This window comes from Streptomyces sp. YS-3, assembly GCF_045257485.1.
Lineage (GTDB): Bacteria > Actinomycetota > Actinomycetes > Streptomycetales > Streptomycetaceae > Streptomyces.
The window spans coordinates 1-12,922 of the sequence record NZ_JBJHPC010000159.1; the positions used below are offsets into that span (position 1 = coordinate 1).

13 protein-coding genes are annotated in these 12,922 nt (G+C 73.1%); 7 read left to right on the plus strand and 6 right to left on the minus strand.

The features are described from left to right. Window positions 1–1,367: cysteine desulfurase/sulfurtransferase TusA family protein (locus ACJA3G_RS15630; RefSeq protein ID WP_406553579.1), on the plus strand; the 1,367-nt coding region annotated here is incomplete at its 5' end. A 117-nt stretch (window positions 1,368–1,484) separates the two neighbouring features. Here the strand turns inward: ACJA3G_RS15630 and ACJA3G_RS15635 are convergent. Then, window positions 1,485–2,459 carry a carbohydrate kinase family protein gene (locus ACJA3G_RS15635; protein ID WP_406553580.1) on the minus strand — a complete coding sequence of 325 codons (975 nt, stop codon included), beginning with the start codon at window positions 2,457–2,459 and terminating at the stop codon, window positions 1,485–1,487. A gap of 131 nt (window positions 2,460–2,590) precedes the next feature. Here ACJA3G_RS15635 and ACJA3G_RS15640 point away from each other — a divergent pair, with 131 nt between their 5' ends. After that, window positions 2,591–2,806, plus strand: coding sequence for a hypothetical protein (locus tag ACJA3G_RS15640; protein ID WP_406553581.1), 216 nt, complete (start codon window positions 2,591–2,593; stop codon window positions 2,804–2,806). Window positions 2,807–2,952: 146 nt separating this feature from the next. Next, window positions 2,953–4,488 (plus strand): hypothetical protein, encoded by a 1,536-nt coding sequence (locus ACJA3G_RS15645; protein WP_406553582.1) that lies wholly within the window; start codon window positions 2,953–2,955, stop codon window positions 4,486–4,488. 74 nt (window positions 4,489–4,562) lie between these two features. Here ACJA3G_RS15645 and ACJA3G_RS15650 read toward each other — a convergent pair whose 3' ends face one another. After that, window positions 4,563–4,919 (minus strand): iron-sulfur cluster assembly accessory protein, encoded by a 357-nt coding sequence (locus tag ACJA3G_RS15650; RefSeq protein ID WP_159692765.1) that lies wholly within the window; start codon window positions 4,917–4,919, stop codon window positions 4,563–4,565. A 320-nt stretch (window positions 4,920–5,239) separates the two neighbouring features. Here ACJA3G_RS15650 and nadA point away from each other — a divergent pair, with 320 nt between their 5' ends. Then, entirely contained in the window at window positions 5,240–6,436 is a 1,197-nt protein-coding gene (gene nadA / locus ACJA3G_RS15655; protein WP_358833657.1) for a quinolinate synthase NadA, read from the plus strand. A gap of 195 nt (window positions 6,437–6,631) precedes the next feature. On the opposite strand, the gene ACJA3G_RS15660 is transcribed toward nadA, so the two are convergent. Both ACJA3G_RS15660 and ACJA3G_RS15665 read right to left on the minus strand, forming a co-directional pair. Continuing rightward, entirely contained in the window at window positions 6,632–7,321 is a 690-nt protein-coding gene (locus tag ACJA3G_RS15660; protein ID WP_406553583.1) for a response regulator, read from the minus strand. After that, entirely contained in the window at window positions 7,318–8,601 is a 1,284-nt protein-coding gene (locus tag ACJA3G_RS15665; RefSeq protein ID WP_406553584.1) for a sensor histidine kinase, read from the minus strand. Before ACJA3G_RS15665 ends, ACJA3G_RS15660 begins: the two co-directional genes overlap by 4 nt. A gap of 515 nt (window positions 8,602–9,116) precedes the next feature. On the opposite strand from ACJA3G_RS15665, the gene ACJA3G_RS15670 reads away from it, so the two are divergent. Next, complete coding sequence (locus ACJA3G_RS15670; RefSeq protein ID WP_406553585.1) at window positions 9,117–10,085, plus strand: hypothetical protein; 969 nt, start codon at window positions 9,117–9,119, stop codon at window positions 10,083–10,085. Window positions 10,086–10,147: 62 nt separating this feature from the next. Here the strand turns inward: ACJA3G_RS15670 and pspAA are convergent, their stop codons facing one another. Together pspAA and ACJA3G_RS15680 are read right to left on the minus strand one after the other, a co-directional pair. Next, a complete protein-coding gene (pspAA, locus tag ACJA3G_RS15675; protein ID WP_406553586.1) occupies window positions 10,148–10,426 on the minus strand; it encodes a PspA-associated protein PspAA in 279 nt (92 codons plus the stop codon). A gap of 25 nt (window positions 10,427–10,451) precedes the next feature. Next, window positions 10,452–11,243 carry a PspA/IM30 family protein gene (locus ACJA3G_RS15680; RefSeq protein WP_406553587.1) on the minus strand — a complete coding sequence of 264 codons (792 nt, stop codon included), beginning with the start codon at window positions 11,241–11,243 and terminating at the stop codon, window positions 10,452–10,454. 282 nt (window positions 11,244–11,525) lie between these two features. Here ACJA3G_RS15680 and ACJA3G_RS15685 point away from each other — a divergent pair, with 282 nt between their 5' ends. Both ACJA3G_RS15685 and ACJA3G_RS15690 read left to right on the plus strand, forming a co-directional pair. After that, window positions 11,526–12,122 (plus strand): DUF3043 domain-containing protein, encoded by a 597-nt coding sequence (locus ACJA3G_RS15685; RefSeq protein ID WP_406553588.1) that lies wholly within the window; start codon window positions 11,526–11,528, stop codon window positions 12,120–12,122. Between the two features lie 71 nt (window positions 12,123–12,193). Continuing rightward, window positions 12,194–12,916: a class I SAM-dependent methyltransferase gene (locus tag ACJA3G_RS15690; RefSeq protein WP_406553589.1), complete on the plus strand. Its 723-nt coding sequence runs from the start codon at window positions 12,194–12,196 to the stop codon at window positions 12,914–12,916. Window positions 12,917–12,922 lie beyond the last annotated feature (6 nt).

A 12,922-nucleotide genomic window follows, 5' to 3' on the forward strand; every position in this document is an offset into this window, starting at 1 on the left:
CCGCCTCCTCCGCCCCCCTGCACCCCGTCGCCCGCCAGGCCCTGGTGGCCTCCCTCGACGAGGGGTGGGCCGACCCGGCCCGGCTCTACCGCGAGGGCAGGCGGGCCCGGCTGCTGCTGGACGCGGCCCGGGAGGCCGCGGCCGAGGCCGTCGGCTGCCGCCCGGACGAGCTCGTGTTCACCTCTTCGGGTACCCGGGCGGTGCACTCCGGAATTTACGGTTCCGTCGCCGGGCGCCGGCGTGTCGGCCGCCATCTGGTCGTCTCGGCGGTGGAGCACTCCTCGGTGCTGCACGCGGGCGGGGCGCTGGAGGCGGACGGCGGCGAGATGACCCAGGTGCCGGTCGACCGGACCGGCGCGGTCTCCCCCGCCGCGTACGCCGCCGCCCTGCGCCCCGACACGGCGCTGGCGTGCCTGCAGTCCGCCAACCACGAGGTGGGCACCGCGCAGCCGGTGGGCGAGGTGGCCGCGGCGTGCCAAGAGGCGGGGGTGCCGCTGCTCGTGGACGCGGCCCAGTCGCTGGCGTGGGGCCCGGTCGAGGAGGGCTGGTCGCTGCTGGCCGCGAGCGCGCACAAATGGGGCGGACCCGCGGGAGTGGGGCTGCTGGCGGTCCGCAAGGGCGTCCGGTTCGCGCCGCGGGGCCCCGCCGACGAGCGGGAGTCGGGCCGGGCGGCCGGCTTCGAGAACCTCCCGGCGATCGTGGCGGCGGCGGCGTCGCTGCGGGCGGTACGGGCGGAGGCGGCGGCCGAGGCGGAGCGGCTGCGCGGGCTGGTCGACCGGGTGCGCACGGAGGTGGCCCGGCTGGTGCCGGACGTGGAGGTGGTCGGGGACCCGGTGCGGCGGCTGCCGCATCTGGTCACCTTCTCCTGTCTCTATGTCGACGGGGAGACCCTGCTGCACGAGCTGGACCGGGAGGGTTTCTCGGTTTCGTCCGGTTCGTCCTGTACGAGCAGCACCTTGACGCCGAGCCATGTGCTGCGGGCGATGGGGGTGCTGAGCGAGGGGAACGTCCGGGTGTCGCTGCCGTTCGGCACCGAGGCGTCCGACGTGGACCGGTTCCTGGAGGTGCTGCCCGGGGTGGTGGCGTCGGTGCGCGCGCGGCTGGGCGCCCCGGTGTCCTCCCCGGCGCCCGCCGCGCCCTCGGGCGATCTGACCCTCGACGCCCTGGGCAAGCGCTGCCCGATCCCGGTGATCGAACTCGCCAAGGTGATCGCCGACGTCCCAGTGGGCGGCACGGTCACGGTCCTCGCCGACGACGAGGCCGCCCGCCTGGACATCCCGGCGTGGTGCGCGATGCGGGGGCAGGAGTACGTGGGCGAGGAGGCGCGGGAGCGGGGTTCGGCGTACGTGGTGCGGCGCGTGGCGTGAGTCCCGGCGCACCCGGGGGCGCGGGCAACCGCGCGCGGCCCCCGCGCACCCGGCCCGGCGGCGGCGCGACCGGGGCGGACGCGCGAGCGCCCCGCCCCGGTCCCGGCCGGGCGGGCCTCAGCCGAGGTGCGCCCGTACCTCGTCCGCCGCGTCGGTCCCGTACGCCTTGGTGAAGCGGTCCATGAAGTGCGCGCGCCGCAGCTGGTACTCCTGGGTGCCGAGGGTCTCGATCACCAGCGTGGCCAGCATGCAGCCCACCTGCGCGGCCCGCTCGTGGCCCACCCCCCAGGACAGGCCCGACAGGAAGCCCGCGCGGAACGCGTCGCCGACGCCGGTCGGGTCGACCTTGGCGTCCTCCTCCGGGCAGCCGACCTCGATGGCGCCCTCGCCGGTCCGCTCGATGCGCACACCGCGCGAGCCGAGGGTGGTGACGCGGTAGCCGACCTTCCCCAGGATCTCCTCATCGCTCCAGCCGGTCTTGGACTCGATGAGCCCCTTCTCGTACTCGTTGGAGAAGAGGTACTTCGCGCCTTCGAGGAGCGTACGGATGTCGTCGCCGGACATCCGGGCGATCTGCTGGGAGAAGTCCGCCGCGAAGGGGATGCCCCGCGTCTTGCACTCCTCGGTGTGGCGCAGCATCGCCTCGGGGTCGTCGGCGCCGATCAGGACCAGGTCGAGGCCGCCCACGCGCTCGGCCACCGACTGGAGCTCGATCTGGCGGGCCTCGCTCATCGCGCCCGTGTAGAAGGAGCCGATCTGGTTGTGGTCGGCGTCCGTGGTGCACACGAAGCGGGCGGTGTGCAGGACCTCGGAGATACGGACCGAGTTGGTGTCGACCCCGTGCCGGTCCAGCCAGGCCCGGTACTCGTCGAAGTCGGAGCCGGCGGCGCCGACGAGGATCGGCCCGGTGCCGAGCTGGCCCATCCCGAAGCAGATGTTCGCGCCCACACCGCCCCGGCGCACGTCGAGGTTGTCGACGAGGAAGGAGAGGGAGACCGTGTGCAGCTGATCGGCGACCAGTTGGTCGGCGAATCGGCCGGGGAAGGTCATGAGGTGGTCGGTGGCGATGGAGCCGGTGACTGCGATACGCACGGCTAGGACACTCCTGCGTGGAGGACTGTTGACAACTAACGCTACCGGGTCGACGCGACTGTGCCGAAGGGCTGAATCTACCCGATAGTAGGCCTTTTTCCGCATGGTTCCCGCTGGCTACGGTGCGGAATATGGAAACCATGAAGCGCACCGGGAACGTCACACCGGCCGTCACGGCCGAACCGAGCCTCGCCGAGCTGCGCGGCGCCTGTGCCCGAATGGCCCCCCACTGGGTGGTCCCGGCGGCCACCGCGCCGGCGCCCGTGCCGCCCTCGCGGATCCACGGGGTGTCCGTACCGCCGTCCTCGGTGGAGCTCATCGCCACCATGTCCGAGTACGGCGACTGAACCCTGCCCCGGACCGCTCCGGGGGCGGCCCCGGCGGGACCCGGGTGACGGGGTGGCGCGCGGAGGGAACCGCGCGCTCCCCCACTCCGTCCAAGGCCTGTCCCCCGTAAAGGGGATGCGGGATACGACTGGACAGGAGCGATGCGGTGAGCAGCGAGCACACGCAGGATGAGTCGCCACGGCGGCGGACGCGACGGTCGCCGTTCGTCCTCGCCTCGGTCGCGGCGGCGGTGCTGGTCGCGGGCGGCGGCGGGGCCTACTGGGCCTCCACCGCCTCGGGCGGCTCGCCCGCCGCGGGAGGCGCCGCGGACGCGAAGGCCGGGGCGGGCAGGGACGACGGTCCGCCGCCGATCGGCCTGGACAGCGGCAGGGAGGGCATCGCCCCCGGCGAACCGGACCCGAACGGGGTGGTCTACCGCGCCGAGGGGAAGCTGCCCGACGGACCGGCGACCGCGGCGGTGTACCGGCCGGCCGGTACGGTCGCCGAGGCCGAGGTGGCGAAGCTGGCGAAGGCCCTGGGGATCGACGGGCCCCCGCGCCTGGAGGGCGACGTGTGGAAGGCCGGGGTCACCAAGGACGGCGGCGGCCCCGTACTGACGGTCAATCAGAAGGCGCCGGGCAGCTGGACGTTCGCCCGCTACGGCGCCGGCGGCACGGACAACTGCCCCCAGGGCAGCAAATGCCCCATGCACACCACCGGGCAGGGCGTGGCCCCGGGCGAGCACGACCCGACGAGCCACGGCTCCCCGCCCGGCGAGCAGGCCGCCGAGGCGGCGGCCCGGCCCGTACTGAAGGCGCTGGGCCAGGACGACGCCAAGCTCGACGCGTCCCAGCTGATGGGCCCGGCCCGGGTGGTGAACGCGGACCCGGTGATCGGCGGTCTGCCCACCTTCGGCTGGACGACCGGCATCCAGGTCGGCCCGGACGGGCAGGTGGTCGGCGGCAGCGGCCTGCTGAAGGCGCCGCGGAAGGGCGCCACCTATCCGGTGCTGAGCGCCGAGGAGACCCTGAAGCAGCTCAACGGATCGGGCGGCGGACGCCCGACGGGCAAGGACTGCACCGGCCCGGTGCCGCTGGAGGACCCGCAGGGCGAGCCCACCCGGGGCCGGCTGCCGAGCGATCCGCAGCGCAAGCTGCCCAGTGACCCCCAGGGCCCGGGCCGGCAGCCGTGCAAGCAGGGCACGCCCTCGACGGTGACCGTCGACAAGGCGGTGTTCGGGCTCTCCGCGCAGTACGTGGACGGACAGCAGATCCTCGTACCGTCCTGGCTCTTCCAGGTGAAGCCGACCGGCGCCGAGCGGCCGGTCACCGTCACCGCCCCGGCGCTGGCCCCGAAGTACCTGGCGAAGCCGCCCGCGCCGCCGGCCGGGCCGGGCACCGCCCTGCCCGCGCCGTCCGGGTCGTCCCCGTCCGGCCACCAGGCGCTGGTGTCGTACGCGGTGGACCAGGACGGCCGCACCCTGACCGTCACCTTCTGGGGCGGGATCTGCGACACCTACGCGGCGACGGCGGACGAGAGCGGCGACCAGGTCCGGGTCACGGTGGGGATCGCGCACCACGATCCCAAGAAGATCTGCGCCATGGTGGCCAAGAAGGAGACGGTCACGGTGACGCTGCACCAGACGCTGGGAGCGCGTGAGGTGGTCGACGCCAACACCGGCAAGCCGCTGCCGAAGGGCTGAGCGAGCGGCGCCGCACATGACGAAGGCGGGCACCCCCGAGGGGGAGCCCGCCTTCCTCGTCGTGCTGGCGCGCTCTAGCTGAAGGAGTCGCCGCAGGCGCAGGAGCCCGTCGCGTTCGGGTTGTCGATCGTGAAGCCCTGCTTCTCGATGGTGTCCACGAAGTCGATCGAGGCGCCGCCCAGGTACGGGGCGCTCATACGGTCGGTGACGACCTTCACGCCGTCGAAGTCCTTGACGACGTCGCCGTCGAGCGAGCGCTCGTCGAAGAAGAGCTGGTAGCGCAGGCCGGAGCAGCCGCCGGGCTGGACGGCGACGCGCAGGGCGAGGTCTTCCCGGCCTTCCTGGTCAAGGAGGGCCTTGACCTTGGCCGCGGCGGCGTCGGACAGGAGGATGCCGTCGCTCACAGTGGTGGTCTCGTCCGATACGGACATCTGCTTCTCTCCCGGGTTGTACGGAGACTGCTTGCCGACGGTTGCAACCGGCGGGGCGCCGGATTCATTCCGGGCCGTGCGTGGGCCGCGGCCGTGCCGGGGTCCACCTTCATGCTCGCACACCCCGGCGCGGGCCGGAAAAGGCCTGGGGAGAACCGGGGAGAGCCGGGTCTCCCCCGGGGAAACACCGCTGCCGCCGGGACGCGGCCCGGGCGAAGCGGGGTGTGTCACATCGACGCTATGGCCATCGTCAAACTGACGTGAAGCAGTTATGATAGATAGCGTCATTTAGACGAAAACTCGTCTGCGAAAGAGAAAGGGTGCGTGACGTGACCACCGCCCAGCCCAGGCAGGATCTCGCTGTCCAGCCGTCGCCGCTCGCCCTGCTGCTGCTCGGCCGTGAGGCCGACCCGAAGAGCGAGCGCGGTGTGGAGTGCCCCGGCGACCTGCCGTCCCCGTCCGACCCGGACCTGGTGGCACGCGCCCGCGCGGCCAAGGAGAGGCTCGGGGACAAGGTCTTCGTCCTCGGCCACCACTACCAGCGCGACGAGGTCATCCAGTTCGCCGACGTGACCGGTGACTCCTTCAAGCTGGCCCGGGACGCCGCCGCGAAGCCGGAGGCCGAGTACATCGTCTTCTGCGGTGTGCACTTCATGGCCGAGTCCGCGGACATCCTGACCTCGGACGAGCAGAAGGTCGTGCTGCCGGACCTGGCCGCCGGCTGCTCGATGGCCGACATGGCCACGGCCGAGCAGGTCGCCGAGTGCTGGGACGTGCTGACCGAGGCGGGGATCGCCGAGCAGGTCGTGCCCGTCTCGTACATGAACTCCTCCGCCGACATCAAGGCCTTCACCGGCAAGCACGGCGGCACCATCTGCACCTCCTCCAACGCCAAGAAGGCGCTGGAGTGGGCCTTCGAGCAGGGCGAGAAGGTGCTCTTCCTGCCGGACCAGCACCTGGGCCGCAACACCGCCGTCCGCGACATGGGCATGTCGCTGGAGGACTGTGTGCTCTACAACCCGCACAAGCCGAACGGCGGCCTCACCGCCGAGCAGCTGCGCGACGCCAAGATGATCCTGTGGCGGGGCCACTGCTCGGTGCACGGCCGGTTCTCGCTGGACTCGGTCAACGACGTACGGGAGCGGATCCCGGGCGTGAACGTGCTGGTGCACCCCGAGTGCCGGCACGAGGTCGTGGCCGCGGCGGACTACGTGGGCTCGACGGAGTACATCATCAAGGCCCTGGAGGCCGCGCCGCGCGGGTCGAAGTGGGCCATCGGCACGGAGCTGAACCTGGTCCGCCGTCTGGCGAACCGATTCGCCGCGGAGGACAAGGAGATCGTCTTCCTCGACAAGACGGTCTGCTTCTGCTCGACGATGAACCGGATCGACCTGCCGCACCTGGTGTGGACCCTGGAGTCGCTGGCGGACGGCAAGCTCGTCAACCGGATCCAGGTGGACGCGGAGACGGAGAGCTTCGCGAAGCTGGCGCTGGAGCGGATGCTGGCGCTGCCGTAGGCGCCCCGTCCCGGCCCGGTTTTCGTCCGCGGCCGGGTGGGTGGCTGGTCGCGCAGTTCCCCGCGCCCCTTGAGTAGTCCGCCGCAGCCGGAGCAATCGGCTCAGCCACGGGCGTTGCCAGGGGCGCTGGGAACCGCGCGCCCGGCCACCCACCGCCCCGCGGACAAACCGGGCCGGGCCGGAGAGGGTGTCCGGTTATTCGACCCTGGGCCGTACCAGACCCGACTCGTAAGCGATCACCACCAGTTGGGCCCGGTCGCGCGCCCCCAGCTTCGCCATCGCCCGGTTGACGTGGGTCTTGACCGTGAGCGGGCTGACCACCAGGCGCTCCGCGATCTCGTCGTTGGACAGGCCCCCCGCCACCTGGACGAGGACCTCGCGCTCGCGGCCGGTGAGGGCCGCCAGGCGCTCCGCGTGGGCGCCGGGCGGCTCGCCCGAGCCGTCCCAGCTGCCGCCCTGGGCGAGGAAGCTGGCGATGAGCCCCTTGGTCGCCACCGGCGAGAGCAGCGCCTCACCGGCCGCCGCGATCCGGATGGCGTTCAGGAGCTCGTCCGGCTCGGCGCCCTTGCCCAGGAAGCCGGAGGCACCGGCCCGCAGGGACTGCACCACGTACTCGTCGACCTCGAAGGTCGTGAGCATGACGACGTGGACATCGGCGAGCTCCGGGTCCTGGCTGATCATGCGGGTCGCGGCGAGCCCGTCCGTGCCGGGCATCCGGATGTCCATCAGCACCACGTCGGCCCGGGTCGCCCGGGCCACCGCGACCGCCTCGGCCCCGTCGGACGCCTCGCCCACCACGAGCATCCCCGGCTCGGAGTCGACGAGCACCCGGAACGCGGAGCGCAGCAGCGCCTGGTCGTCCGCGAGTACCACCCTGATCGTCATACGCAGCCTTCCCCCGGTCCCTCGGCCGCCCGGACGGCCTCGGCCGCCTTGCGGGCCTCCGCCGTGCGGGCCGTGTCGGCCGCCTTGAGGGGAAGTATCGCCTGCACCCGGAAGCCGCCGCCGTAGCGGGGTCCCGCCGTGCAGGTGCCGCCCAGCGCGCTGACGCGCTCGCGCATCCCGAGCAGGCCGTGGCCGCCACCGTCGCCCCCGGTGGCGCCGTCGCCCGGACCGGTGCCGTTGTCGATGACCGTGACCTCCGCGTTCGGCCCCACCCGCACCACGCTGACCTCGGCCCGCGCGTTGGGGCCCGCGTGTTTGCGTACGTTGGTGAGGGCTTCCTGGATCACCCGGTACGCGGCGAGGTCCACGGCCGCCGGAAGTCCCGCGCGTACGGCCGGATCGAGGGCGGCGAGTTCGACCGGCAGCCCCGCCCGGCGGAAACCGCCCAGCAGATCGTCCAGGAGCGCGAGGCCCGGGGCCGGCTCGGTGGGCGCCTCGGGGTCGCCGGACTGGCGCAGCAGGCCGACGGTGGCCCGCAGCTCGTTCAGCGCCGAACGGCTGGCCTCCCGTACGTGCGCGAGGGCCTCCTTGGCCTGGTCGGGGCGCTTGTCCATGACGTGCGCGGCGACCCCGGCCTGGACGTTGACCAGCGCGATGTGGTGGGCCACGACGTCGTGCAGATCGCGGGCGATGCGCAGCCGCTCCTCCGCGACCCGGCGCCGCGCCTCCTCCTCGCGGGTGCGCTCGGCCCGTTCGGCGCGCTCGCGGATGGACTCGACGATGGCCCGGCGGCTGCGGACGGCGTCCCCGGCGGTCGCGGCGAGCCCGGTCCAGGCGAGCACGGCGACGTTCTCCTGCGCGTACCAGGGCGCGTCCCCGAAGACCATCGCGGTGGCCGTGAGGACGCCCATGGTGGTGATGCCGACGCGGTAGGTGGTGGCGCGGTCGGTGTGCGCGGCGACCGTGTACAGCGCGACGACGGGGGCGATCGCGATGGGGGCGGGCGAGTTGCCCGCGAGGAGGTCGGCGACGGTGACGCCGCCGGTCAGCCCGAGGACCGCGAGCGGGTTGCGGCGGCGCAGCGCCAGTGAGACGGCGCCGAGCACCGCGAGGACGAGGGCCGTCACGCTGGGGGTCCGGGTCCCGAAGACGGGGCCGTTGGAGCCGTGGGGGTCGGCGAAGGAACCGACGACCATGCAGACGAGGACGACCCCGGCGAGAGCGGCGTCCCCGGCGAGGGGGTGGGCGCGGAGCCATCCGTGGATGCGGGCGAACGTCACGCCTCCCTACGGTACGGGGCGCGCCCGACGCGCGGGACCGCCCCCGCGCGCCCGGCCGGCCGGGGACCGGCGGCGGCGGTCCGCGCGCACGGCGGCGGTGCGGGCCCCGGGGATCTGCCCCGCTCGATCCCCGAGCCACGAGGGCGATCTCCCGGCCCACCAGGGACGCCGCGTGCCCGGCCGGCCCGGGACCGGCGGCGGCGGTCCGCGCGGTCGGCCGCCCGTGCGGGCCGGGGAACTTCCCCGCCCGGTCCCCGGGCCACGAGAGCGACCTCCCGGCCCACCGGGGACGCCCTCGCATGCCCGGCCGGCCGGGGACCGGCCCGATGCAGCGAGGGCCGGCGGGCGGTGGTCCTCGCGCACGGCGGGGGTGCGGGCCCGGGGAACTTCCCCGCTCGATCCCTAGGCCACGAGGGCGATCTCCCGGCCGCGACTGCGGCGGTCACCGGCCGGTGTACCGCAGTCTGCCTCTGGCGCCACACCGGTGGCCCGTGCCGCAGCCCAAGGAGAGGTCCATGCCCCGACTCCCGCACCTGGCCGGAATCGCCGTGACCGCCGTCGCCCTCGGCGTACTCGCGTCGGCTCCCGCGTCCGGTGACGAGCCGATCGTGTCGCATCCGCGTGTGGTCGCCCACTTCGACTTCACCGCCGGCCAGACACCCGAGAACATCGCGCTCGAACCCGACGGCTCCGCCGATCTGACCTTCGCCTTCGCCCGTCAGGTCGCCAACGTCACCCGGCACGGGGACATCCGCAGACGGGTCACCCTGCCCGCCGTCGCCCACCCGAACACCCCCCTCGTCCACAACGCCGTCGTCCTCGGCATCGCCCGCGCCCACGACGGCACCCTCTACGTCAACTACGCCACCGGCACCAGCAAGACCGGCATCTGGCGCATCGCGCCCCACGGCGGCAGACCCCGGCAGATCGTGAAGCTGCCGCCGAACGGGCTGCCCAACGGCCTCGCCCTCGACGAGCACCGGGGCGTGCTCTACGCCGCCGACTCGGTGCTGGGAGTCGTCTGGCGCGCACCGGTGACAGGAGGCAGGCGCACCGCGTGGGCCACCGGGACGGCCCTCGACCCGGTCCCGTCCGGCACCGGTTTCGGCGCCAACGGCATCAAGGTCCACGACGGCGCCGTCTGGGTCTCCAACACCGACCGAGGGACCCTGCTGCGCATCCCGGTACGCCGCCACGGCTCCGCGGGCCGGATCCAGGTCCGGGCGGCGGACCTCGACGGCATCGACGACTTCGCGTTCACCTCACGCCACGGGGACACCGTCCTCGCCGCGGTGGACAGCACCAACGAGGTCGCCGTGGTGCGCCCCGACGGCACCCACTCCGTCGTCCTCACCCAGCAGGACGGGCTCACCAACCCGACCTCCGTGGCCGTGAGCGACCGGACGGTCTACGTGCCCAGCGCCTCGTACTTCGCCACCGAGCCGGACCCGAACCTGCTCCTGGCCCGGCTGAACCGCGGCTGAGGCCCGACCGGGCGGGACAAGGGGCGGGCCCGCTCAGCGGGCCCGCCCCTTCGTCGCTCCGGCTAGCCCGGGATCAGACCGTCGTCGCTGAGCATGTCCCTGACCTCGTCCAGGGTGGCGTCCTCCGCCGGGAGGATGAGCTCCGACGGCTCAAGGGCGTCGTCCGGGAGGGGCTCGCCCAGTCGCCGGACCGCGTCGAGGAGGGCGGCCAGGGTGCGGCGGAAGCCCTCCTCGTCACCCGCCTCCATCTGCTCCAGCAGCTCGTCGTCCAGCTTGTTGAGCTCGGTGAAGTGGCTGTCGGCCAGCTTCACCTGGCCCTCCCCCATGATCCGCACGATCATGGCGACTCCTCCTTGGCCCTCGGCCCTACTGCTTGTCGAAGCGGGGGGTCTGCTGCTGCGGACGGTCCTGCGGGGCACCGGTGCCGCCCTCGATGGCCTGCTGGCCCGACGTACCGCCGGTCAGCTCGGCCTTCATCCGCTGCAGTTCCAGCTCTACATCCGTACCACCGGAGATGCGGTCGAGCTCGGCCTGGAGATCGTCCTTCTGGAGGCCGGACTGGTCGTCGAGGGCCCCGGAGGCCAGCAGCTCGTCGATCGCGCCCGCCCGCGCCTGGAGCTGAGCGGTCTTGTCCTCGGCCCGCTGGATGGCCATGCCGACGTCGCTCATCTCCTCGGAGATGCCCGAGAAGGACTCGGCGATCCGGGTCTGCGCCTGGGCCGCCGTATAGGTCGCCTTGATCGTCTCCTTCTTCGTACGGAAGGCGTCGACCTTGGCCTGGAGCCGTTGGGCCGCGAGGGTGAGCTTCTCCTCCTCGCCCTGGAGGGTCTGGTGCTGCGTCTCCAGGTCGGTCACCTGCTGCTGGAGCGCGGCGCGGCGGGACAGCGCCTCGCGCGCCAGGTCCTCGCGGCCGAGCGCCAGCGCCTTGCGGCCCTGGTCCTCCAGCTTGGTGGACTGGCTCTGGAGCTGGTTCAGCTGCAGTTCGAGCCGCTTGCGGGAGGTCGCCACATCGGCCACGCCGCGGCGCACCTTCTGGAGCAGCTCCAGCTGCTTCTGGTACGAGTAATCGAGGGTCTCGCGCGGGTCCTCGGCCCGGTCAAGGGCCTTGTTCGCCTTCGCGCGGAAGATCATCCCCATACGCTTCATGACACCGCTCATGGGCTTCGCGCGCCCCCTTCTGACGGACTCCGGCTCCAGCTTGCGACAGAACCCACAGTACGGGCCCTGCATCCATTACCGCACTGTTCGGACGTGGATGCGGTCATCCCCAAGGACGACTGCGTCCCCGCGCGCTCCGGCGCAGGGAGTAGGTGACGGTCGGGGACCGGGCACTTACTTCCCGCGTCCGCGCCCGTCCACACCCCTGGTGACGCAAGGCGTTGCCGGATCGTTCCCCACCGGCCTGTGGTCCCTGCCCGCGACCCCGTACCCTTGGTGTTTGTGTTCCGTAGCCGTTCCAACGAAGCGAAGGCCCCCACCGACAAGGTGACGGCGGACCTCTCCAAGCAGCCCCGCGACCCCGAGGCCCCCAAGGGCCGGCCCACGCCCAAGCGGAGTGCGGCCCAGACCCAGCGCCGTCGGGCGTCGACCGTGCCGACCGACCGCAAGGAGGCCGCCAAGCGCCAGCGCGAGGTCCGCCGGATCGAGCTGGCCAAGCAGCGCGAGGCGCTCGCCAACGGCGACCAGCGCTATCTGCCGGCCCGCGACCGGGGTCCCGTACGCAAGTTCGTGCGCGACTACGTCGACTCGCGGTTCTGCATCGCCGAGTTCTTCCTGCCGCTCGCCGTGATCATCCTGGTCCTGTCGATGGTCCGGATCGGCAGTCTGCAGAACATCGCGCTGCTGCTGTGGCTCGCCGTGATCGTGCTGATCGTGGTCGACTCCATCGGTCTGGCCTTCCGTCTGAAGAAGCAGCTCAAGGAGCGCTTCCAGGACGAGCCGACCAAGGGCGCGGTGGCGTACGGCCTGATGCGTACGCTCCAGATGCGCCGGCTTCGGCTGCCGAAGCCGCAGGTCAAGCGCGGGGAACGGCCCTGAGCACGGACGTCGCCGCTTTCAGCGGCGCCTCCGGCAACTGGCTGAGGGGCCTGGGCGGTCTGCGCAACACCGTGCGCCAGGAGCTCGTGGCCCGTCAGCTCGACGAGCAGATAGCCGGCCGGTTCCCGGTCGGCCAGCGGCTGCGTGTCCTCGACGTCGGTACGGGCCAGGGCACCCAGGCCCTGCGCCTGGCCCGGGCCGGGCACACCGTGACGGGGCTGGAGTCCGACCCCGAGATGCTCCGGGTGGCGCGCGAGGCGCTGCTGACGGAGCCGGAGGGCATCCGCGAGCGGGTGCGGCTGGTCGAGGGCGACGGCAACGAGACCGGCGTCCACTTCCTGCCCGGCTCCTTCGACGTGGTCCTCTGCCACGGGGTGCTGATGTACGTCCGGGAGCCCGACGCGATGCTCGCGGGGCTGGCCCGGATGCTCGCGCCCGGGGGGCTGCTGTCGCTGCTCGTACGGAACGCGGACGCGCTGGCCATGCGGCCGGGGCTGGCCGGGGACTGGGACGGGGCGCTGGCCTCCTTCGACACCGACGCGTACACCAACCGGCTCGGGCTGTCCGTCCGGGCCGACCGGCTCGACACGCTGACGCGGACGCTGGACGGGATCGCCGCGCCGCTGCACGCCTGGTACGGCGTGCGGGTCTTCACCGACAACGTGCCCAACGACGTGCAGCTGCCCTCGGCCGACGAGCTGGACCGGCTGCTGGCCGCCGAGGACCGGGCCGGGCGTACCGACCCCTACCGGCGGGTCGCCGCGCTGCTCCATCTGTGCGGGGTGCGGGGGTAGTTGGGC